Genomic DNA, 21,844 nt, shown 5'->3' with positions numbered 1-21,844 from the left:
TTCTTTCTATTTCAATGCTTTTTTCATTAACCAATCAGTGTCTGCTAAATCACCAACTGCAAATGAATGTTCCGAAAACTTTTCAAAGCCATATTTTCTGTATAAAGCTTGTGCTTTATGGTTATTTTCCCAAACACCTAACCAAGCCCAGTCACGGTCAGAATCATAAGCACGATCCAAAGCAAATTCAAAAAGATATTTACCTAATCCCATCCCTTGAACCTTATTAAGAAGATAAATGCGTTGTATTTCAAAGGCATTCTCTAACTCTTGCTCGGTTTGTGAATTATCCCAATTGACTTTTAAATGACCTACAACTTCATTATTCAATCTAATAAAGTAAACCAGACAATTTGGGTCTTTAATCTCATCAAGTAACTTTTCTAAAGTATAATCTTCATCAAAAAATTCTTGTAACTGTTCATCAGTATTATGGCCACCAAAGGTTTCAGTGAATGTTTGAATAGCTAGCGCCTGTAACTCTTCTACCTCTGTTGACTTAACCAAGTCGATTGTAACATCATTATTCATACTATCTCCTTCTAGCACACACCTTAACTAAAGAAAGGACATAGTGTGTAACTTAAAACAAATTTCCATTTTTGGGCTCTGCTACTTACTTAAATTGATCTAAAAATCGAACATCGCCTTGATAGAATCCACGGATATCATTAATACCGTATCGGAGCATAGCAATTCTTTCTTGACCTAATCCAAAAGCAAATCCTGAGTAAATTTCTGAGTCTACTCCTGACATTTCAAGGACACTTGGATGAACCATACCAGCACCTAGAATTTCAATCCAACCCGTTTTCTTACAAACATTACATCCCTTACCACCACATTTGAAACATGAAACATCTACTTCAACTGATGGCTCTGTAAATGGGAAGAAAGATGGACGTAAACGAATTTTTCGTTCATCACCAAACATTTTTTTGATAATCATTTCTAAGGTCCCTTTTAAATCTCCCATAGAAATATTTTCACCAACAACCAGACCTTCAATTTGATGAAATTGATGTGAGTGAGTTGCATCATCTGTGTCTCGACGGAATACACGGCCTGGTGAGACCATTTTAAGAGGACCCTGAGCAAAATCATGTTGATCAAGGGTACGTGCTTGTACGGGACTTGTATGGGTTCTTAAAAGGATTTCTTCTGTGATATAGAAAGTATCTTGCATATCTCTTGCAGGGTGGTCTTTTGGCAAATTCATACGTTCAAAATTATAGTAATCTTTTTCCACTTCGTAACCGTCAACAATTTGGAAGCCCATCCCCAAGAAAATGTCTTCAATTTCCTCACTAGTTTGGCTAATAAGATGACGATTGCCTAAGTTCATTTGACGGCCTGGTAAAGTTACATCAATACTTTCAGCATCTAATTGGGCTTTAATTTTAGCAGCTTCAACAATTTTTGCTTGCTCTTCAAATGCTTGTGTCAAAACATCACGTACTTCATTAACTTGTTTCCCTACCACTGGTTTTAAATCATTTGATAGATTTTTTAAGCCTTTTAATAAATCTGTCAAAGAACCTTTTTTCCCTAAAACAGAGACACGTAAATCTTGTAATTCTTTTGTATGATTCCCTGATAGAGATTTTAACTCTTCTAAAGTTTGTGTTTTTAATTGCTCTAATTGTGTTTGTAAATCCATTGTATTCCCTTCTTTTGGAAAAATAAAAAGCGTGCCAAAACTCCATAAAATGCGGAGCGTTGACACGCGGTACCATCCGTTTTCGTCTGATCATTCAGACCTTAATTTCAAGTCATAAATGAGTGAATTCATGACGCTTTCATTAAGAAGGCTTACAGTCTATGGCCTTCACTCCCTGTTAATGTCTCTGTCATTACTAGTCTCACTGACTACTATTCAATTATAACTATTCTATCAGAAAGTTTAAGTCTTGACAATAGACAATGCTATTATGCCTAGCGTTCTATATCGACCTGACCAGTCTGATAATTGACTTTTATTCCTTTTTGAATATTTGGAATGAACACATTAAATTCTAAGCTTCCATCATCAGATTTTGCTTCCAAATGACTTCCTTTAGATAAAATATTGTTCCCTTCATAAACTAAAGTTACACGATAGCGCACACGCTTATTTTGATCAAGTGCATGTCGTATTAGCGTCTCATAATAGTTTTGACCAGTTGAATCTTCATCTGCTGCTTGATTAGCCCATGATAATTGCGTTGCTATGTTGCTTGGGTTACTCGTTGAGGCATCAAACCCCTTAAGTCCACCAACTATGGCATAGCCTAACAGGTGACCTCTGTCCACCGCATGGTCATATTCCCCCAACAAACCATGTAACTGATGCCATCCGGCAGGTTTCCAATTGGTGTAACCATTACCTGTTTCATTACGATTTTGATATTGTCTTGTTGACTTTGCTAATAAGGCATTTGCGACAAGTGGCACTTTTCGACCTTGTACATATTTAATTTGATTATTAGCATAAGGGGCACTAGACACCTTAGCATTTAAATTTGTTTTGTTATTATTGATAATAAAAGCACCCGCACCGTTCCATGTAATTTTACCAACTAATTGATTTTTAACATGACTAGTCATTACCGTCAATGCTTGAGCTTTACTTGGCGTATCAGGGTTATTATTGTCCTTGGTAAAAGGCTTTCCATCACTTTCACCGGTTACTGATTGATAGATTTGTTTAATCGGATTATTATCCGAAATGACATCGTTCTTACTTAGATAGGAACCTGCTAGAACGAAAATTAGCAAGATAAGACTACCTATATTTTTCCAATTTTTGGAATTGTGATTTGACATTTGACCTCTCATATAAAAAGTAGGCAAAGCCTACTTTCCAGTAAATTTATTAATTAATTCGGTCCATTTATCCGTGGATAATATTGCAGTGGGGTGTTGACCATCCCCCATAAAACTATATCCAATCATTAAACCTATTGCTAAAAATAGGCAGGCTAATAAGGCAACAACAATAATTAGGATAAATAGCTTCAAGACGTATTTCCATCCTTTTGTCATTTTCTAATCCTCACTAACACGTTGAATAGTTGCTCCAAGACCTTTTAATTTTTCATGGAATTGATAATATCCACGATCTAAATGGCTTAATTGTGTTACTGTTGTTTGACCTTGTGCAACTAAACCAGTAAGAATAAGGGCAGCACTTGCACGTAAGTCAGTAGACATAACAGGTGCACCTTGTAATTCTTTTCCTCCATGAATCATGGCAGTATCACGCAAGATTTCAGCCTGTAATCCCATACGACGCATTTCTTCTAAATGTTGGAAACGATTTTCAAAAACTGTCTCAACCATTGTCGACTCACCTTTGACTGTGGCCATTAGGGCAGTAAATTGCGCTTGCATATCAGTTGGGAAGCCTGGATGAGGTAATGTTTTAACAGTCACTGGTTTTAAACTGGCAGTATCCGCTTTGACTCTTATTCCACTGTCTTCTTCAGTAACAGACACACCCATCTCCATTAATTTAGAAATCAATGGGCGATTATGTTCCCAGACTGCATCTTTCACTAGCACGTTGCCTGAAGTCATTGCCGCAGCAACCATAAATGTTCCAGCTTCAATTCTGTCTTGAACCACATCATGTTCAACACCACGTAAACTGTCAACTCCAGTAATCGTTAATGTTTCCGTACCAGCACCACGTACTTTAGCTCCCATTTTATTTAATAGCTGCGCTAAATCAACAATTTCTGGCTCTCTTGCAGCATTCTCAATGATAGTCACACCATCAGCAAGCGTTGCTGCCATCATTAAGTTTTGTGTTGCTCCAACAGATGGGAAATCCATATAAATAGTTGCGCCTTTTAAACGCTCTGCAGTTGCTCTAATATCACCATTTTTTTGGGTAATTTTAGCCCCCATTGCTTCAAGTCCTTTTAAATGCAAATCAATTGGACGACTTCCAATTGTACAACCGCCAGGCATTGAAACTTGTGCATGACCTTTTCTAGCAAGGATAGGTCCTAATACTACTATAGAGGCACGCATTTGACTGACAAACTCATATGGTGCGACATCTAAGATATCCCCAGATGCATCTACCACTACCTTATTATTTGCTTCATCAAATGAAACATCAATATCTAAACCTCTAACAACATTATTCATTGTATAGACATCAGATAAGATTGGTACATTATATAAGGTTGTTTTTCCCTCAGAAGGTAAAACAGTGGCTGCTAACAAAGGAAGAACTGCATTTTTTGCACCTTCAATCACAACTTCTCCTTTAAGTCGTGTTTGTCCGCCTTCAATAATAATTTTATCCAATTTTTTCTCCATTCTTCACTATTCATTAATATTAAAATTATAACATAATTTATATTTTGAATCTTTAACCGAACACTAAAAAGAGGCTTTGCCCCATTTGGATTAACTCTAATATAAAATGACTTACTAAATAGCCCATAATAATAGCAATGAAGAAGACAAATAATTGAATTTTTCCTAAATTTTCAGCTCTATTTTTTACTAATTTTGACCAATCAAATAAAGACATCAATAATTGATAACTGATGCCGATAAAAAGTAAATGACAAAACAAACCTAATAAATTATTGATATATTCCATAAATATATTATAACAAAACAAAGAACTAAAGAGAATAACTTGAACATAAAAAAAGACTCAACCAAATCTGTCTTAAAGTTAGAGTAACACATTCCAACTTTTTGACAGACTAGGAGTCTAATTTTTATTTTTTACCAACTTTAAGACGGTTAAGGGCACGAAGCAATGCAACTTCTGCACGTTCAACTTCATGAATATCATGAGAAGTTTTAGCTTCTGCTATTTCTTTTTCTGCTCTTAACTTCGCACGTTCCGCACGACTTATATCAATATTACGATCACGTTCAGCAGAATCTGCGACAATTGTGACCATATTATTTTTTATCTCAATGATACCACCATTTATTGCAATCCAATCAACATGTTTTTCATCATCTGTACGACGAATTTTCATTTCGTGGATAACAAGCGGCGCAATCAAATTGATGTGATGTGGTAAGATACCCATTTCACCATCAGGTGTTTTAACAGAGATAAATTTAGCATGATGGTCATAAACAATACCATCTGGTGTTACCACTTGTACAGCCATTTCTGTCATGATATCACCTCATTAATAGTTCATTTTTTTTGCTTTTTCGATAACATCTTCGATTCGTCCGACTGAACGGAAGGCATCTTCTGGGATATCATCGTATTTACCATCAAGAATTTCTTTAAAGCCACGTACAGTTTCTTCAACTGGAACATAAGAACCAGGTTGACCAGTAAATTGCTCCGCAACGTTGAAGTTTTGTGATAGGAAGAACTGAATACGACGTGCACGTCCAACTAATGTTTTTTCTTCATCAGAAAGTTCATCCATACCTAAGATTGCAATGATATCTTGCAATTCACGGTAACGTTGAAGAACACGTTGAACTCCTGTTGCTACATCATAATGCTCTTTTCCAACAATTTCTGGTGAAAGTGCACGTGAACTTGAAGCAAGTGGGTCAACCGCTGGATAGATACCAATTTGAGTCAATTTACGTTCCAAGTTGGTTGTTGAATCCAAATGGGCAAATGCTGTTGCTGGCGCTGGGTCAGTATAGTCATCGGCTGGAACATAGATAGCTTGAATTGAAGTAACTGATCCTTTTTTGGTAGACGTAATACGTTCTTGCAATTGTCCCATTTCGGTAGCAAGTGTTGGTTGGTAACCAACTGCTGAAGGCATACGTCCTAATAAGGCTGAAACCTCAGAACCTGCTTGTGTGAAACGGAAAATATTATCAATAAATAAGAGAACGTCTTGTCCTTCTTCATCACGGAAATATTCAGCAATTGTCAAACCTGTTAAGGCAACACGCATACGTGCTCCTGGTGGCTCATTCATTTGTCCGAATACCATTGCAGTTTTTTCAATAACGCCAGATTCTTTCATTTCGCCGTATAAGTCATTACCCTCACGAGTACGTTCACCTACTCCTGCAAAAACAGAAATACCACCGTGTTCTTGTGCAATATTATGAATTAATTCTTGAATAAGAACGGTTTTCCCAACTCCGGCACCACCGAAGAGACCAACTTTCCCACCTTTTAAATAAGGGGCAAGTAGGTCGATTACTTTAATACCTGTTTCAAGAATTTCTGAAGATGTTGATAGTTCATCGAATGCTGGTGCTTGTTTATGGATTGGTTCACGTTTTGCATCTGCTGCAAAAGGTTCTTCCAAGTCGATAGTATCACCTAATACATTAAACACACGTCCTAGAGTTTCAGTACCTACTGGAACACTAATCGCGCGTCCAGTATCTAAAACTTCTAATCCACGAGTAAGCCCATCAGTTGATTCCATAGCGATTGTTCTAACCATCCCATCACCCAATTCAAGGGCTACTTCAAGAACAACTTTTTGTTTCTTGTCGCTATCTTTATAAACTATCAATGCATTATTAATCTCAGGTAATGTCGCACCATTGTCGAAAATAACGTCAACAACTGGTCCAATAACCTGAGCAATTTTGCCTGAGCTCATTAATTTCTCCTTATATAAGTTATAAAGGAAGAACTACTGTGTTCTAATCCTTTAATTATTGTTATCAATCAGAAATCTACAAATTAATAACTATTTCAGTATCTGCAAATTACAGTCTATTCTAATGCATTAGCCCCTGCAACAATTTCTGTAATTTCCTGCGTAATTGCTGCTTGTCGTGCACGATTGTATTGAATTGTTAGTTCATCAATAACATTTTTTGCATTATCCGTAGCTGTTTGCATAGCTGTCATACCTGCTGCGTGCTCTGCCGTTTTTGCATCAACAATTGCTCCATAAATCATACTTTCAGTAAACTGTGGTAACAATTGATTAATAATCGTATCTCGGTCTGGTTCGATTTCAAATCCAGTTACACCTTCATCAGCTGCTTCTTCAGCAACTAAGTCAGAAATAGGTAGCATTCTTTGAACCCGAACTTGGCTTGTCAAACTATTAACATGATGGTTATAACAAACATATAATTCATCAAAAATTTCACTTTGGAACATCTTAACTGATTTTTCAATGATTTTGCCAACTTCATCATAAGTCGGTTGATCATTAAGTCCTCTCAGTTCAAAAGAAACATTCATTCCTCTAGATTTAAAGAAATCAGAACCAACACTACCAATTGAAACTATTGAATAATCTCCATCCTGATGATATTCTTCAATCATTTCCATAATTGATTTTAAGATTTTTGAGTTATAACCACCGACAAGACCTTTATCAGAAGTAATAACAATATAACCAGTTTTTTTAACAGGACGTGAAGCTAACATTGGATGCGTAGATGACCCATTTGTTAACTCAGCTTTCAAAAAATCAGTAGTGATTTGTCTTATTTTGGATGCATATATTTGAAAATTACGAGCAGCTTGCTCTGATTTTACCAGTTTAGCTGAAGAGACCATACGCATGGCACTAGTTATTTTACTTGTTTTCTCTGTTGAATTAATTTTATCTTTAATCTCACTTAGAGAGCCTGCCATACCAAAAACCTCCCATTATTATTTAAAGTTCGATTGATCTTTAAATGCTTGAATTGCATTATTCAATTCTGTTTCTTCAGGTAGATCTTTAGTCTGACGGATTGTATCAAATAAATTAGCATAATGACTATCAAAGTACTCATATAAAGCTTCTTCGAAGGCTAAAATATCATCAACAGGAACATCATCCAAGAATCCATGTGTTAATGCATATAAAATAACAACTTGTTTTTCAACCGGAAGTGGTTTATGTAATGGTTGTTTTAAAATTTCAACAGTACGACGACCGCGATTCAGCTTAGCTTGTGTAGCAGCATCCAAATCAGAACCAAATTGAGTAAAGGCTTCTAATTCACGGTATGAAGCTAAATCAAGACGTAAAGTCCCTGCAACTTTTTTCATGGCTTTAATCTGTGCTGAACCACCAACACGTGATACAGAAGATCCTGCATCAATAGCTGGTCGAATACCAGAGTTGAATAGATTTTCTTGTAAGAAAATTTGTCCATCTGTGATTGAGATAACGTTTGTTGCTATATAAGCTGAAATATCACCAGCTTGCGTTTCAATAAATGGAAGAGCAGTAATTGATCCACCACCTAACTCATCTGAAACTTTTGCAGAACGTTCAAGCAAACGACTATGCAAATAGAAAACATCCCCTGGATAAGCTTCACGACCTGGAGGACGACGAAGTAAAAGAGAAAGTTCACGATAAGCTACCGCTTGTTTTGACAAATCATCATAAACGATTAAAACATGTTTGCCATTATACATAAATTCTTCTGCCATCGCTACACCAGCATAAGGTGCAATAAATAGTAATGGAGAAGGTTGTGCTGCAGATGCAGTGACAACAATTGTATAATCTAAGGCACCATATTTACGAAGTGTTTCAACTTGTGTTCTAACTGTTGATTCTTTTTGACCAATGGCAACATAGACACAAATCATGTCTTGACCTTTTTGATTCAAAATAGCATCGATAGCAACAGATGTTTTACCTGTTTGACGGTCACCAATAATAAGTTCACGTTGACCACGACCAATTGGTACTAAAGCATCAATCGCTTTCAAACCTGTTTGTAGAGGTTCAAAAACTGATTTACGTTGCATTACTCCAGGAGCTGGTGTTTCAACAGGTCTGAATCCTGTAGTTGCAATTTCTCCTAAACCATCAACGGGCTGACCAAGTGGATTAACAACGCGTCCAATTAGGGCTTCACCAACTGGTACTTCCATAATTTTTCCTGTGCGTTTAACAATGTCTCCTTCACGGATACTTGAAAAATCACCAAGAATAATAATACCTACATCATTAGACTCAAGGTTTTGAGCCATACCAAAGGCACCATTAGAAAATTCTAGAAGTTCACCACTCATGGCATTATCTAATCCACGAGCACGTGCAATACCGTCACCAATGTAGGTAACGACACCAGTTTCAGTGACATCGAAATTTGGCTGGAAGTTTTCAATTTGCTTTTTTATTAAAGCGCTAATTTCTTGAGCATTAATTGCCAAAAGTCACACCACTTTCTATATTAATTTCTTTTTAAATTCTGATAATTGACGTTTTAAACTTGTATCAATTACATTATTATTTACATTGATAATGAATCCACCTAAAAGTGCTTCATCGATAGTTTCAATAATTCTACCGGTCTTAAAACCAAACTTTTTTAAAACGATATTTCTAATCTGAAATTTTTGTTTTTCAGTTAAAGGCACAGTAGTCGAAACCTGAACATCGTATTCATTATTAATTTGACTTAATCTTTCTAAACTATTTTGTACAATCTTTGCAAAATAGTTCATTCGATCATTTTGAATCAGTAGTTCTATTAAATTGTTTATATAAACTGTACTAGGATCTTTTAGTAACCTAATAAGATTTTCCTTTTCACCCTGTGAAACGGCTAAACTTGCTAATTTTTGTTCAAGCTGTGTAGCTTCAAATGTCTCCAAAATAGCAAGTAAATCAGTTTTAAGTGGCTGACTTACATTATGCTCAAAAGCAACTTCAACAAGGCTTTTTGCATATTGCCCAATGAGAGTCTCTTCTTTTTTGGTCATATTAAGCTTCTCCTAAATCATTAAGATAACTATCAATGAGTTTACTTTGAGCATCCTTATCAAGGTTTGCACCAATGATTTTTTCTGCTAATGAGATAGATAAATCTGACATTTGATTTTTCACATCAGACAAAGCTTCTGCTTTACTACGTTCAATATCAATATCAGCTTTTTCTTTTAGACGACTAGCTTCATCATTAGCCTCTTCAATAAGTTTTGTACTTTGAGCTTGACCAATTTCTTTTGCATCTACAATAATCTGACTAGCTTCTGATTTTGCGCCATCTAATTCTTTTTGTCTTTCGACTTGAAGATTTTCAGCATTAATACGCGCATTTTCCGCTTTATCAATATCATTTGAGATTTTTGCAGCACGTTCATCTAAAATACCACTTATTTGACCCCATGCAAATTTCTTTAGTAAAAGATATAAAACAAGAATTGAACCTGTTACTAAAATAAAATTTCCAATAAGTTCACCAACTGTTAATTCCATAGAGGCTCTCCTTTCTTATTCTTCTTCTTCATTGACTTTTTTACCAAGATACATTGATGTTAGTTTGGTAAATACATAGGCTTGTATACAAGAAATAAAAATTGAAAATGCAACCCAGACCATATTCAAAATAAATGCAACTGGGAACCACGCCATATTGGCGGCAATTAATTTCATGATTAAGCTCATAACAACTTCACCAGCAAATATATTTCCATAAAGACGCAAAGCTAATGAAAGTACATTAGTTACTTCTTCCAAAATATTCATTGGAGTCATAATCGATGGTGTAGCAAACCTTTTTAGATAAGGAAGAAAACCGCGTTGACGAATTCCTTCTACCTGACAAAGAATTGAGATTAGTAAAGACAAAGCAATATCAAAACCTACATTTGCAGTAGGTGATGTCCATAAGTTCATCTTATCCATTGTTTCAATCTTTGTTACCAAACCAAGGTTATTAGCTACCATCACAAAAAGAAAAATTGTGAAAAAGAAAAGTGAATATGTTCTACGAAATGGTCTTTCAATATGTTCATCAGTAACACTGGAAACAAAATCTAATAAAAATTCTAAGACAGTTTGTTTTCCTTTAGGACGGATTGACATATGACGACTTGCTGTATAAACAAAGGCAAAAATAAGTAGGATAGTTACCAAGCACATTGCAAGCAGGGTTAAATTAAAGGTCACAGGACCTAGTATCAGTGTTGGACTATGTTCTTCCAACGGATTCCCTCCTATCTACCTTACAATTGAAATAGTATGCCTAAATTATAAAATACATACCATCCAAATTAATTTGTTAAAATTTCAGCATTTATTTTAAAATAAATGCCATTGCAAGTGTTACGAAGAAAGTACCTTCAATAAAGGCAATACCTAGAATCATGATAGAACGTAATTGATTCATAATTTCTGGTTGACGAGCTGCTGATTTAAACAAATTAGCAATCAGGAAACTCTCCCCTAAGGTAACACCAATACATGCTAATGCTAATGCGAAAAACGAAGTCATAATAAAATTCTCCTTAAAATTTTTTTTACTTTGCTATTCTATTCCTTAAAATAAAGAATGTCAATACAAAATTGTAGTTGAGTGTGCATAATTCAACGAATACTTAACATTACAAAAAATGATTAAATAATAAGTCAATTTAAACAATCAATAGCCTATGATTATTATACCAATAATAGTAGACTTTATCAAAGATAGCTTTCAAATTGAAAAACGGCTTTCGCCGTTTTCTGGTCTTATCAGATTTTGATAACTAGATTACTGTTCAAGTTGCCAAATTTCTTTAGCATACTCTCTGATTGTATCATCTGAAGTGAATTTATCAGATGTAGCAATATTGACTAAGCTCATTTGAGCCCAACGCGTTTTATCTCGATACAATCGATCAATTTGTTCTTGAGCAGCTATATAAGATTCTAAATCTTCTAATAAGAAGTATTCATCATTATGAGTGATTAATGCTTCGTAGATTTCCATGCCTTCATGTTGGCAATTAGGAATTGTTCCATTCACAAAACTGTCGACGATACGACGTATTTGGGGATTAGACTCATATAAACCACGTGAGAAATAATCATGTTTTGCATAATGATCATAAACTGCATCTTTATCCATACCAAAGATGACAATGTTGTCGTCTCCGACTTCATCTTTGATTTCAATGTTGGCACCATCGAGAGTAGCTAGAGTGACGGCACCTGTCATCATAAATTTCATATTTGATGTACCGGAAGCTTCTTTAGAGGCTAATGAAATCTGTTCTGACACGTCAGCAGCCGGAATAATTAATTCAGCCAAGCTAACATTGTAGTTTTCAAGGAAAACAACTTTAAGCTTATTCTGAAGACTTTGGTCATTATTAACAAGATTTGCAATTTCATTAATAACTTTAATTACGGATTTAGCAAAATGATATCCTGGCGCTGCTTTTGCTCCGAAAATAAAAACTCTTGGAACCATGTCTAAATCTGGATTTTCTTTCAAATCAAGATAAATCCTCATAATGTTTAAAACATTTAACAGTTGACGTTTATAAGCATGAAGACGTTTAACTTGAACGTCAAAAATTGCATTTGTGGATAATACTATTCCTGTTTTCTCAAGGATATATTTAGCTAATCGTTCTTTAGCGACTTGTTTCACTTGATAGAAGTCATCTAGAACGGCTTGATCATCTTTAAATGCCAATAATTTGCGTAATTCATGGATATCTTTACGCCATTCATTACCAATTGTTCGGTCAATTGCCACTGATAATTCGGGAGCTGCAATCTGTGTCCATCTTCTTTGAACAATACCATTTGTTTTATTGTTAAATTTTTCGGGATACAAAATATAGAAATCTTTCAGTGTATCAGTTTTTAAAAGCTCTGTATGAAGTTTTGCAACGCCATTAACAGAATGTCCACCAATGATTGCCAGGTTAGCCATATGAACTAAATTATCTTTGACAATACGCGTGTTTTCAATAATATCTGGACGGATACCTTTTTTAGCCATTTCAGCGACAAAACGATTGTCAATTTCTAAGATTATTTGATAAACGCGAGGTAAAACATTTTTGAAGAGGTCAGCATTCCATTTTTCCAAAGCCTCAGAAAGGATTGTATGGTTGGTGTAACTCATCGTTCTGATAGTAGCTTGCCAAGCATCTTCCCATTCGATTCCGTATTCATCAATTAATAGTCGCATAAATTCCGCAGGTGCTACTGCTGGATGGGTATCATTAATATGGACTGACACTTTTTTATAAATCTCTTCTAAAGGTAAGCCCTGTTTAAGGTAAGCTTTAATAATAGTTTGCAATCCAGCACTGGTCATGAAATATTCTTGAATAAGACGCAATTCTTTTCCTTCATAACTTGTGTCATCTGGATAGAGGATTGCTGTAATATCTTGAATACGACGACGCGACTCTAATGTTGGGTAATCTAATTCATACTCTTCAGGAATTTCAACATCCCAAAGACGCAAATTATTAATGACATCATTTTCAAAACCGATTTGTGGTACATCATAAGGAACTGCATTTAAAATCTGAGCTCCATCATAAACCGGTTTTAATTTACCATCATCATCTGCTTTTAAATAAACATTTCCAAATAGTTTAACTGTAACAATATCATGATCTTTTCTTACTTCCCAAACATTTCCGCGTGAGCCAAACCAGGCATCAGGCAATTCTACCTGATAGCCATCAATGATGCGCTGCTTAAATAATCCGTATTGGTAGCGTAAGCCATTTCCAAAACCTGGATAACCAGTTGTTGCTAAAGAGTCCATGAAGGCTGCGGCTAGTCGTCCGAGGCCTCCATTCCCAAGAGCCATATCATGTTCTGCATCTTTAACAGTTTGAAAATCAACGCCTAGGTCATTAAAAGCTTCTTTTGCTAAATCTAAAATACCAAGATTTAGTAAGTTTGTTTCTAACATTCGACCTGGTAAAAATTCAATTGAAAAGTAATAAGCTACCTTTTGTTTGTTTTCTGTCAATTGACGATTTCGATCAATCCAAATATTGGTGTAATATTTTTTTACTAATTTAGATAGGGCATAGAATAACTCTGTATCACTAGCCACTGAGATTTTAATTAATTGTTCCTCATGTAAGGTATCTTTAAAATCACGTATAAATTGTTCTTTTGTGACTTGCATTTCTCTCTCCAAATTAAACTTAAACTAAACTAGTGTATAGTTCTAAATAAACAAGACTGGCAGTTTCCCATGAAAAATCACTAGTCATAGCATTTTTTTGAATTATTTTCCAATCCTCAGGTTGATTCTTATATACATCTAAAGCATGTAGCAAGGTATTGGTCATCCAGTAACCAGTAAAATGGTTAAAGCCAAAGCCAGTACCAGTCTTCTCATAAGCATTAAATGGTGTTACGGTATCTCTTAATCCACCAATTTCATGAACGACTGGAATCGTTCCATAACGCATAGCCATCATTTGTGATAAACCACATGGTTCAAATGCGCTTGGCATAAGGAAAATATCCGAAGCTCCATAAATTTCCTGTGCTAAACCTAAATCAAAGGTTATATTAGCAGACAGTTTTTCTGGGTATTGTTGAGCAAACCATGAGAATGCTTCTTCATATTGGTGATAACCTGTTCCAAGAAGAACAATTTGCAAATCTTGTTGCAATAAATTATCTAATTCTTGAACTACTAAGTCAAACCCTTTTTGGTCTGTCAAACGAGAAACAATACCTATTAAAGGTACATCAGCATTAACAGGTAACCCAACTCGTTTTTGTAGTTCTGCTTTATTAACTGCTTTACCAGATAAATCTGCTACTGAAAATGGTTCACTCAAGTAAGGATCGTTTTCTGGATTTAATAATTCAGTATCGATACCGTTAACAATGCCACACAGTTTGCCAGATTCCATACGCATAATTTGATCTAGACCTTTACCAAAGGCTGGTGTTTGAATTTCTTGAGCATAGGTTGGTGAAACTGTAGTGACACGATCAGCATATAGTACACCTGCTTTCATCCAATTTAAACAATTGTTCCAGCGTAAGGTACCATCTTCGTATCGTTCTGCACCAACACCAAATAAATCACTCAACATTTCAGGTCCAAATTGGCCTTGGAATTCAATATTGTGTATTGTGAATACTGATTTGATATTATTATATGTTTGAATCCAACGATATTTTTCCTTTAATAAGAATGGGATCATCGCTGTATGATAATCATTGACATGAATTACATCAGGTATAAAGCCAATCTTTTCCATTGCTTCTATAGCTGCTAATTGGAAATAGGCAAAACGTTCACCGTCATCCCAATCCCCATAAACATGCCCTCTGAAGAAGTAATACTGGTTATCAATAAAATAGAAATTGACATCATTTTCAACGATCTTTTTTATGCCAACAAATTGATGGCGATAACCAACATTAATGTAAAATTGTGTAATTTCTTCGACTCGGTCAGAAAATTTGGCATCTACCATATCATAATAAGGCATGATGACAGAAACCTCATGGCCATTTTTAACTAGTGATTTAGGCAATGCTCCAATAACATCGCCTAATCCACCTGTTTTAGCAAAAGGAGCTCCTTCTGCTGCTACAAATAAAAGTTTCATTTAATGTGATCCTCAATAACATGACTACCTTTTGCGACAACGACAGGATTTTCTGGTGTACCTTTAACGGAAACACCATCTGCAATTCTTACTGATTTATCAATTATTGCATATTCGATTCGAGCATCCTTACCAATTTTAACTTTGGGTGAAACAATACTATTTTTAACTACTGCACCTTCTTCAAGGTAACAATTCCGCGACATAATAGAATTATCTACAGTTCCTTTAATAACTGATCCTGATGCAAATTGAGAATTGTTAACAACGGAAGTTTTATCAAAGTAAGTTGCTTCTTCATTTTTCACACGCGTATAGATACGTTGATTTGAGTAAAGAAGTGAATAGAATTTATGAGTTTCTAACATATCCATGTTGGCATCATAGTAAGATTTAACTGAATGAATATTTGCCATATAACCTGTATACTCAAAAGCTAATGCACCTTCGTCAACAGTTAGATCTCTTAATAAGAAACGTAATTTTTTAGGGCGTTCCTTTTGAGCTTCAATTTCCATTTTTTCAATCAACCAATCTGTATTGACAACATAGATCCCTGCAGACATTTTTTCAATGCCTTCTTTTTCATGAATGGTACTTCTGCCAACAACTGTATCAGTCTCATCAATTTCTAATATATCATTTTCAGGTGAGATCGAAGAAACAGGTGTTTTTTTATAAACAGCAGTGATATTACGTTGGTTTGCATTATGTAAATGAATAACTTGTTCTAATTCGATATTACATAAAATATCACATGACATGTAAATGGTTTGATCTGACCCAGAACGTTTTAAATATGTCAGGATTTGTTCATAATAATCCCCATCTGCTTCTTGATCACTTTCCTTAGTGTTATAAAATCCTAGAAAATAATGGCTTAGTAATGAATTAAGCCCCCATTCACGACCACTACGGACATGATCAAATACGGAACGAATGTTTTCTCCACGGAAAATACCATAAATACTTCTAATTCCAGCATTTGCCAGATTTGATAAATTAAAGTCTATGAGCCGATATTTCCCGTCGAAAGGTAAGTTTGCTAATGGACGTTTGTCAGTTAAACCTTCCATTTCAGGAAAACCAATTGCACTACCTAAAATAGCTGAATACTTATCACTCTTCATTTGAAACCCCCACAATTTCATTATAGCCTACAACTTGAATCTCGTCACTACCATCAATAATGACATTGTTTCCGATAACAGCGCCTTCACCGATGATGGCTTTAAAAATTTTCGCACCCTCACCGATTGTAGCACCACTCATAATAAATGAATCTTTAATTTCAGCATCTTTTTTGACCTGAACATTAGCTGAAAGAATTGAATGGTCAACAGAACCTGTGACAAAACAACCATCGACAACTAATGAATCTCTAACTTTAGCCTCTTCAGATATAAAATTTGGAGGTGCAATATGATTTTTAGAATAAATTTTCCATGAACGGTCACGGCTATCTAATTCATTGTCCTCAGCAATATATTCCATATTTGCTTCCCATAATGATTCAATAGTACCAACATCTTTCCAGTAACCTGCAAAGTTATATGTATAAACACGTTCACCTGCTTCAAGATAGGCAGGAATAACATTCTTTCCAAAGTCATCCATGTCTACATTGTTTTTTTCAGCATCAACGAGCATGTTTCTTAAACGTTTCCAGTCAAAGATGTAAATCCCCATTGATGCTTTTGTAGATTTTGGATGCTCAGGTTTTTCATCAAATTCAACGATACGATCATTAGTATCAGTATTCATAATTCCAAAACGACTTGCTTCTTTAAGAGGCACATCGATAACAGCAACTGTTAAGCTCGCTAAGTTATCTTTATGTGTTTGAAGCATTTCGTCATAGTCCATTTTGTAAATATGGTCCCCTGATAAAATGAGAACATATTCAGGATTGATACTATCAATATAGTCAATATTTTGATAAATCGCATGACTCGTACCTTGGAACCAACGATTTCCCTCAGTTGCTGAATAAGGTTGTAAAATTGTGGCACCGCTATCAATTCCATCCAAGCCCCATGATGAACCATTACCAATATGACTATTCAAAGCGAGTGGTTGGTATTGTGTGATTACTCCAACGTTATGGATACCCGAATTTGCACAGTTAGACAAAGCAAAATCGATAATACGATAACGTCCACCAAATTGTACTGCAGGTTTTGCAATGCTTTGTGTCAATTTCCCTAAACGGGTACCCTGACCACCTGCTAGTATAAGAGCTAACATTTCATTCTTCATTTATTTCCCCCTTTGATTTTTTTAAAAATCAATAAAAATGTGATTAACAAAAATTAGAAATAACTATATCTTATTTTCTCCTAATGCGACGTTTAACTTTCCAAATACTAGCACCCAAGGCTGGTAAAGTAAATGTCAATGTCTCATGATAAGATTTCCAATCTTCATTTTCAGTTGTTTTGTTTGGATTCGTTTCTTTCCATACACCACCGAAAACTTCAAGTTCAGTATTAAATATTTCTTCATATTGACCAGCTACTGGAACACCAATTGTGAAATTAGGACGCTCTACTGGTGTCATATTGAAAACACAAAGCAATAAATCACCTTTATCGTTTTGACGACAGAAGGATAGGACTGTCTGATCCAAGTTATCTGCATCAATTATTTCAATACCATCATAATTTTCGTCATTTTGCCAAAGACTATTATTATCTTTGTAAAATTGATTTAAGGTTGCGGTGAAATATGCCATTTTTTGGTTGAGATCATCATTTAAATTATCCCAAACCAATTGATCATCATATTTCCATTCGAGAAATTGGCCAAATTCAGATCCCATGAATAATAATTTTTTCCCTGGATGACAAATCTGGTAGGTTAGTAAATTTCTTAATCCACTAAATTGGTTATTTCGGTCACCCCACATTTTATGCATTAGACTTTTTTTACCGTGTACAACTTCGTCATGTGAAAAAGGAAGAATAAAATTCTCATTAAAACAATACATGAAGCTAAAAGTCAACAAGTTAAAATTAAATTTACGGTAAAATGGATCTTGTTCGTAAAACCTTAAAACATCATTCATCCATCCCATATTCCATTTATAATCAAAGCCAAGTCCACCTTCTGAAATTGGTTTAGTTATTGGAATATCTGAAGTTGCTTCTTCTGCAATCATCATGACATCAGGATATTTATCTTTAATTGTTTGATTCAATTTTTGCAAAAATGCAATTGCTTCTAGATTATGGTTACCCCCATTAACATTTGGTTGCCATGGCCCTTGATCATAATCAAGGTAGAGCATATTACTTACAGCATCAACTCTGATACCGTCTAAATGATAGGTTTCCAACCAAAACATAGCGCTTGAAATCAAAAATGACTGTACTTGATTCTTACCTAAATCAAAATTTAGTGCATCCCAACCATAGTTATGTGCCCGATCATGATCTTGATATTCATATGTAGGTGTCCCATCGAAATAAGCAAGGGCATCATCATTTTTTGTATAATGTCCTGGTACCCAGTCAACTAAAACTCCAATGTTATTTAGATGACATTCTTCAACAAAATCCTGGAAATCTTCTGGATTGCCAAATGTAGTTTCGAAAGCAAAATATCCCATTAATTGATAACCCCAACTCATACCTAATGGATGAGCCATAAGTGGCATAAATTCGACATGGGTATAATTCATTTTCTTAAGATAAGGGATTAATTCATTTTTCAGCTCTTTAAACTGATAAGGTTGGCCTTCATTGTCATTTTTCCAAGAGTTAGCATGCATTTCATAGATATTAACGGGACGTTTTTTAAAGCCAAAACGTTTCCGTCTTCCCATCCATAAACCATCTTGCCACTTTTTAGGAGTAAGTGTTTTAACTTTTGCTCCAGTTCCTGGACGGTTTTCGAATACAATAGCTAGCGGATCAATTTTTTCAATAACATGTCCACCTTGCCTCTTGACTAGATATTTATATATTTGGCCTTCTTTGGGTAAGTTGCTTATAACTTCCCAAACTCCAGCTTCATTTACTTCCATTGGAACTGGATTTTCAAACCAATTAGTAAAATCTCCAATTAAACTAATTGTCTCCGCATTTGGTGCCCAAACTCTGAAGACATACGCTTGTTCGCCATTTTGACTTGTTTTATGTACTCCAAAGTAATCTTGAATATGAAAATTTTCCCCAGTCCCAAAAGTATAAAGATCTAAGTCATTTGTCATTACATCACCCTTTCTTAAGTTATTAAAATGATAAAAATGATACTTGATAGCAAAAAAAACCTGACTTACTCAGGTTTTTCGGTAATATCAAGGATCATAGCTGTCAAGTTATTAATAATTAAATCATCATTGTGAAGGCGCTTATCATTGGTAATAATTATATCATTTTCTTTAGCCTCTCGCAAACGTTTCCCATAAATACTGAAAATAAATTGATAATTTATTGAATTTTTTATCGTAAAACTTATAAAACCGCTACCTTTTGTTGCACTCTCAATATATACATGACGCCGAATCTCATCAAAAGTTGAAAATGAAAACATATCTGATTTAGTTTTCATAAAAATCAATTTTTTTACAAAATCTATGGTATCTTTTTCATAAGTTACCAAATTCCAATCAACCTGATTAACACTATCCGAAGCATTGTATGAATTCATCGCTCTATGCTTGTCTTCTTGAGTTAACTCATTAAGTGGCCCAGTTGCATGTAGCTTAGTTCTTAGAAATTCTTGTCCTAACTGCATAAAGGTAATACCTTGCATTAAGATGTTCATTGCTGTTGCTAATTGAACACGTTTGGTATGAATTTCAATACTATCATTTTCATTTAAGGCCCAGAATAAATCATTTAGATTGTAATTATCATGCGCTTCCACATAATTAATAACTTGTTCAGGACTAAGGTATGGGTTTAATTCGTCACTACCTAATATAGCTTTAGCAATAACATCTTCAGTTGCAGCACCAGATACAAATCCTTCTACAAAAGCACCATAGACTTCTGCTCCTTTTATTGCATTTCTTTGGGTATCATTGAAGAAACCAATTCTAGGCATTAAATTAGCATTTTCTTTTTTAGCTTTTTGGTAATCAGCTAAGCCAGTTCCCATGTCCCAACCTTCACCATATAAAATAATCCGAGGATCAACTTTATCAACTGCTTGTCTAATCTGATTCATCGTTTCAACATCATGCAGACCCATTAAGTCAAATCGAAAGCCATCAACATTGTATTCATGTACCCAATACAATATAGAGTCAATCATATATTTGCGAAACATTTCTTTTTCACTAGCAGTTTCATTACCACATCCAGATCCATTTAGGAATAATCCGTTTGGGGCCATACGGTAATAATAATCTGGCACTGATAATTGAAAGGCTGAATCTCGGCTTGAATATGTGTGATTAAAGACGACATCGATTACAACATTCAAACCCGCATCATGGTATGCTTGAATAGCCTCTTTCAGCTCCAAAATACTACTTGCTGGTCCATGCGCAGTACTCGCATAGCTAGCTTCTGGAACATTGAAATTCTCAGGATCATAACCCCAGTTATAAGCGTAGTTGCCTTCTTCATCAATATTCTGATGATGGTTAAAAATAGGTTGTAGTTGAATATGTGTAACACCTAAATTAGTCACATAATCAAAACAAGTTGCATCACCTTGCGGATTTCTAGTACCTTTTTCAAAAAGGCCTCTAAATTTTCCTCTATTTTCTGGGCTTACTCCTGAGGTTTCAGATATTGAAAAATCACGAACATGCATTTCATATATTACTGACTGATTCGGGTTATCTAAACGCCAAGTCGCTTCTTGATTGTGCTTAACAGAGAATCCTTCGGGAACTAAATTTGTGGGATCTATTACGACAGATCGCCGACCATTAGCAGTAGTCGCAATCGAATATGGATCACGGGTTTCCACGAAAGTTCGTTTTCGATAATGAACACGGTAAACATAAGATTGATAATTATGGTTACCATAAATAGTTATCTCCCAGATCCCATGACGGTTCAAAATGTGATTGTCTGGATTCTTCCCTTTACCGCGCGCCATATGATAGACTCGATGGACACTAGCAGTATTATCCGTCGAATCAAAAAGGATTAAATCTACTTTTTCAGCTGTAGGAGCCCAAAGTCTAAAGGAAGTTTGGTTTTCTAAGTAACGATAGCCAAGCCAGCCAGAAAATCCCCACTTTTTATCAAAGCGTTGACTATTAACAGCCATATCATAGGCATGAGCGTTGCGGACCCGATAGTTACGACTGGAGACAGCAGCCTGTCTGGAATAATAAGGGGTGGGATCATCGCTAACAATCCAAACTTCACTTTTTTCCAGACCATATTCTCTTTCAATCCGATAATCAACAGTCTTTTTCTTCCAAAATTGGTCTTTTACAATCACATAGGCATGACTAAGAAAATAGGGAGCTTCATAATCAAGAACTGCAACAGCTCCAAAACTATCAAATTTTGAAAAATAAGCATCATTTCCTAACTTACCATCTTGCCATTGCCATAAGCTCAAGTCAAAATATTTCCCAGCTTGACTATGGTAATGAACGATGACTGTATTATTTATCATTCT

20 protein-coding genes are annotated in these 21,844 nt (G+C 35.1%); all 20 read right to left on the bottom strand.

Annotation, left to right across the window (positions count from 1 at the left end; translation table 11 throughout):
* Positions 1–6 precede the first annotated feature (6 nt).
* The 20 genes from MKY69_RS03740 to pulA all read right to left on the bottom strand — a co-directional run bounded on the left by MKY69_RS03740 (position 7) and on the right by pulA (position 21,841).
* Positions 7–531 (bottom strand): GNAT family N-acetyltransferase, encoded by a 525-nt coding sequence (locus MKY69_RS03740; protein ID WP_340790982.1) that lies wholly within the window; start codon positions 529–531, stop codon positions 7–9.
* An 85-nt stretch (positions 532–616) separates the two neighbouring features.
* Positions 617–1,660: a phenylalanine--tRNA ligase subunit alpha gene (pheS, locus tag MKY69_RS03735; RefSeq protein WP_003106509.1), complete on the bottom strand. Its 1,044-nt coding sequence runs from the start codon at positions 1,658–1,660 to the stop codon at positions 617–619.
* 275 nt (positions 1,661–1,935) lie between these two features.
* Positions 1,936–2,805 carry a DNA/RNA non-specific endonuclease gene (locus MKY69_RS03730; RefSeq protein ID WP_003104439.1) on the bottom strand — a complete coding sequence of 290 codons (870 nt, stop codon included), beginning with the start codon at positions 2,803–2,805 and terminating at the stop codon, positions 1,936–1,938.
* A gap of 30 nt (positions 2,806–2,835) precedes the next feature.
* Positions 2,836–3,024, bottom strand: coding sequence for a DNA-directed RNA polymerase subunit beta (locus tag MKY69_RS03725; RefSeq protein ID WP_003104489.1), 189 nt, complete (start codon positions 3,022–3,024; stop codon positions 2,836–2,838).
* A 3-nt stretch (positions 3,025–3,027) separates the two neighbouring features.
* On the bottom strand, positions 3,028–4,299 hold the full coding sequence (gene murA / locus MKY69_RS03720; protein ID WP_340790981.1) for a UDP-N-acetylglucosamine 1-carboxyvinyltransferase: 1,272 nt from the start codon (positions 4,297–4,299) through the stop codon (positions 3,028–3,030).
* A gap of 64 nt (positions 4,300–4,363) precedes the next feature.
* On the bottom strand, positions 4,364–4,600 hold the full coding sequence (locus tag MKY69_RS03715) for a DUF1146 family protein (protein ID WP_003105566.1): 237 nt from the start codon (positions 4,598–4,600) through the stop codon (positions 4,364–4,366).
* Positions 4,601–4,724: 124 nt separating this feature from the next.
* Positions 4,725–5,141: a F0F1 ATP synthase subunit epsilon gene (locus MKY69_RS03710; RefSeq protein WP_003103020.1), complete on the bottom strand. Its 417-nt coding sequence runs from the start codon at positions 5,139–5,141 to the stop codon at positions 4,725–4,727.
* A 12-nt stretch (positions 5,142–5,153) separates the two neighbouring features.
* On the bottom strand, positions 5,154–6,560 hold the full coding sequence (atpD, locus tag MKY69_RS03705) for a F0F1 ATP synthase subunit beta (protein ID WP_003104762.1): 1,407 nt from the start codon (positions 6,558–6,560) through the stop codon (positions 5,154–5,156).
* 116 nt (positions 6,561–6,676) lie between these two features.
* Positions 6,677–7,555 (bottom strand): F0F1 ATP synthase subunit gamma, encoded by an 879-nt coding sequence (locus tag MKY69_RS03700; protein WP_003105640.1) that lies wholly within the window; start codon positions 7,553–7,555, stop codon positions 6,677–6,679.
* Between the two features lie 18 nt (positions 7,556–7,573).
* A complete protein-coding gene (gene atpA / locus MKY69_RS03695) occupies positions 7,574–9,079 on the bottom strand; it encodes a F0F1 ATP synthase subunit alpha (protein ID WP_003106498.1) in 1,506 nt (501 codons plus the stop codon).
* Between the two features lie 15 nt (positions 9,080–9,094).
* Positions 9,095–9,631: a F0F1 ATP synthase subunit delta gene (locus tag MKY69_RS03690; RefSeq protein ID WP_062806701.1), complete on the bottom strand. Its 537-nt coding sequence runs from the start codon at positions 9,629–9,631 to the stop codon at positions 9,095–9,097.
* Position 9,632: 1 nt separating this feature from the next.
* A complete protein-coding gene (gene atpF / locus MKY69_RS03685; protein ID WP_003102869.1) occupies positions 9,633–10,127 on the bottom strand; it encodes a F0F1 ATP synthase subunit B in 495 nt (164 codons plus the stop codon).
* A gap of 15 nt (positions 10,128–10,142) precedes the next feature.
* Positions 10,143–10,856 (bottom strand): F0F1 ATP synthase subunit A, encoded by a 714-nt coding sequence (gene atpB / locus MKY69_RS03680; RefSeq protein ID WP_003104296.1) that lies wholly within the window; start codon positions 10,854–10,856, stop codon positions 10,143–10,145.
* Between the two features lie 91 nt (positions 10,857–10,947).
* Positions 10,948–11,145 carry a F0F1 ATP synthase subunit C gene (locus MKY69_RS03675; RefSeq protein WP_003106492.1) on the bottom strand — a complete coding sequence of 66 codons (198 nt, stop codon included), beginning with the start codon at positions 11,143–11,145 and terminating at the stop codon, positions 10,948–10,950.
* 258 nt (positions 11,146–11,403) lie between these two features.
* Positions 11,404–13,800 (bottom strand): glycogen/starch/alpha-glucan phosphorylase, encoded by a 2,397-nt coding sequence (locus tag MKY69_RS03670; protein WP_340790978.1) that lies wholly within the window; start codon positions 13,798–13,800, stop codon positions 11,404–11,406.
* Positions 13,801–13,819: 19 nt separating this feature from the next.
* The gene (gene glgA, locus MKY69_RS03665; protein WP_003106489.1) at positions 13,820–15,250 is read right to left on the bottom strand and encodes a glycogen synthase GlgA; all 1,431 of its coding nucleotides are present in this window, start codon (positions 15,248–15,250) and stop codon (positions 13,820–13,822) included.
* Positions 15,247–16,380, bottom strand: coding sequence for a glucose-1-phosphate adenylyltransferase subunit GlgD (gene glgD, locus MKY69_RS03660; protein WP_340790977.1), 1,134 nt, complete (start codon positions 16,378–16,380; stop codon positions 15,247–15,249). Before glgD ends, glgA begins: the two co-directional genes overlap by 4 nt.
* Complete coding sequence (locus tag MKY69_RS03655) at positions 16,370–17,509, bottom strand: glucose-1-phosphate adenylyltransferase (protein WP_003104625.1); 1,140 nt, start codon at positions 17,507–17,509, stop codon at positions 16,370–16,372. Before MKY69_RS03655 ends, glgD begins: the two co-directional genes overlap by 11 nt.
* Before the next feature lie 70 nt (positions 17,510–17,579).
* Positions 17,580–19,463, bottom strand: coding sequence for a 1,4-alpha-glucan branching protein GlgB (glgB, locus tag MKY69_RS03650; RefSeq protein WP_013793796.1), 1,884 nt, complete (start codon positions 19,461–19,463; stop codon positions 17,580–17,582).
* Between the two features lie 65 nt (positions 19,464–19,528).
* Complete coding sequence (gene pulA / locus MKY69_RS03645; RefSeq protein ID WP_340790976.1) at positions 19,529–21,841, bottom strand: type I pullulanase; 2,313 nt, start codon at positions 21,839–21,841, stop codon at positions 19,529–19,531.
* Between the last annotated feature and the right edge of the window lie 3 nt (positions 21,842–21,844).

Origin of the sequence: Streptococcus sp. FSL R7-0212 (assembly GCF_038007985.1) — a bacterium.
Lineage (GTDB): Bacteria > Bacillota > Bacilli > Lactobacillales > Streptococcaceae > Streptococcus > Streptococcus parauberis.
This window is presented reverse-complemented; position numbering and strand designations above follow the sequence as displayed.

Excerpts from the sequence above, each read along its gene's own strand:
- atpF (WP_003102869.1), bottom strand. The coding sequence starts at position 10,127 with ATGGAATTAACAGTTGGTGAACTTATTGGAAATTTTATTTTAGTAACA.
- pulA (WP_340790976.1), bottom strand. The coding sequence starts at position 21,841 with ATGATAAATAATACAGTCATCGTTCATTACCATAGTCAAGCTGGGAAA.
- pheS (WP_003106509.1), bottom strand. The coding sequence starts at position 1,660 with ATGGATTTACAAACACAATTAGAGCAATTAAAAACACAAACTTTAGAA.
- MKY69_RS03670 (WP_340790978.1), bottom strand. The coding sequence starts at position 13,800 with ATGCAAGTCACAAAAGAACAATTTATACGTGATTTTAAAGATACCTTA.
- MKY69_RS03725 (WP_003104489.1), bottom strand. The coding sequence starts at position 3,024 with ATGACAAAAGGATGGAAATACGTCTTGAAGCTATTTATCCTAATTATT.
- MKY69_RS03740 (WP_340790982.1), bottom strand. The coding sequence starts at position 531 with ATGAATAATGATGTTACAATCGACTTGGTTAAGTCAACAGAGGTAGAA.
- MKY69_RS03690 (WP_062806701.1), bottom strand. The coding sequence starts at position 9,631 with ATGACCAAAAAAGAAGAGACTCTCATTGGGCAATATGCAAAAAGCCTT.
- glgA (WP_003106489.1), bottom strand. The coding sequence starts at position 15,250 with ATGAAACTTTTATTTGTAGCAGCAGAAGGAGCTCCTTTTGCTAAAACA.
- glgD (WP_340790977.1), bottom strand. The coding sequence starts at position 16,380 with ATGAAGAGTGATAAGTATTCAGCTATTTTAGGTAGTGCAATTGGTTTT.
- atpD (WP_003104762.1), bottom strand. The coding sequence starts at position 6,560 with ATGAGCTCAGGCAAAATTGCTCAGGTTATTGGACCAGTTGTTGACGTT.
- MKY69_RS03730 (WP_003104439.1), bottom strand. The coding sequence starts at position 2,805 with ATGTCAAATCACAATTCCAAAAATTGGAAAAATATAGGTAGTCTTATC.
- MKY69_RS03715 (WP_003105566.1), bottom strand. The coding sequence starts at position 4,600 with ATGGAATATATCAATAATTTATTAGGTTTGTTTTGTCATTTACTTTTT.
- glgB (WP_013793796.1), bottom strand. The coding sequence starts at position 19,463 with ATGACAAATGACTTAGATCTTTATACTTTTGGGACTGGGGAAAATTTT.
- MKY69_RS03675 (WP_003106492.1), bottom strand. The coding sequence starts at position 11,145 with ATGACTTCGTTTTTCGCATTAGCATTAGCATGTATTGGTGTTACCTTA.
- MKY69_RS03700 (WP_003105640.1), bottom strand. The coding sequence starts at position 7,555 with ATGGCAGGCTCTCTAAGTGAGATTAAAGATAAAATTAATTCAACAGAG.
- MKY69_RS03710 (WP_003103020.1), bottom strand. The coding sequence starts at position 5,141 with ATGACAGAAATGGCTGTACAAGTGGTAACACCAGATGGTATTGTTTAT.
- MKY69_RS03655 (WP_003104625.1), bottom strand. The coding sequence starts at position 17,509 with ATGAAGAATGAAATGTTAGCTCTTATACTAGCAGGTGGTCAGGGTACC.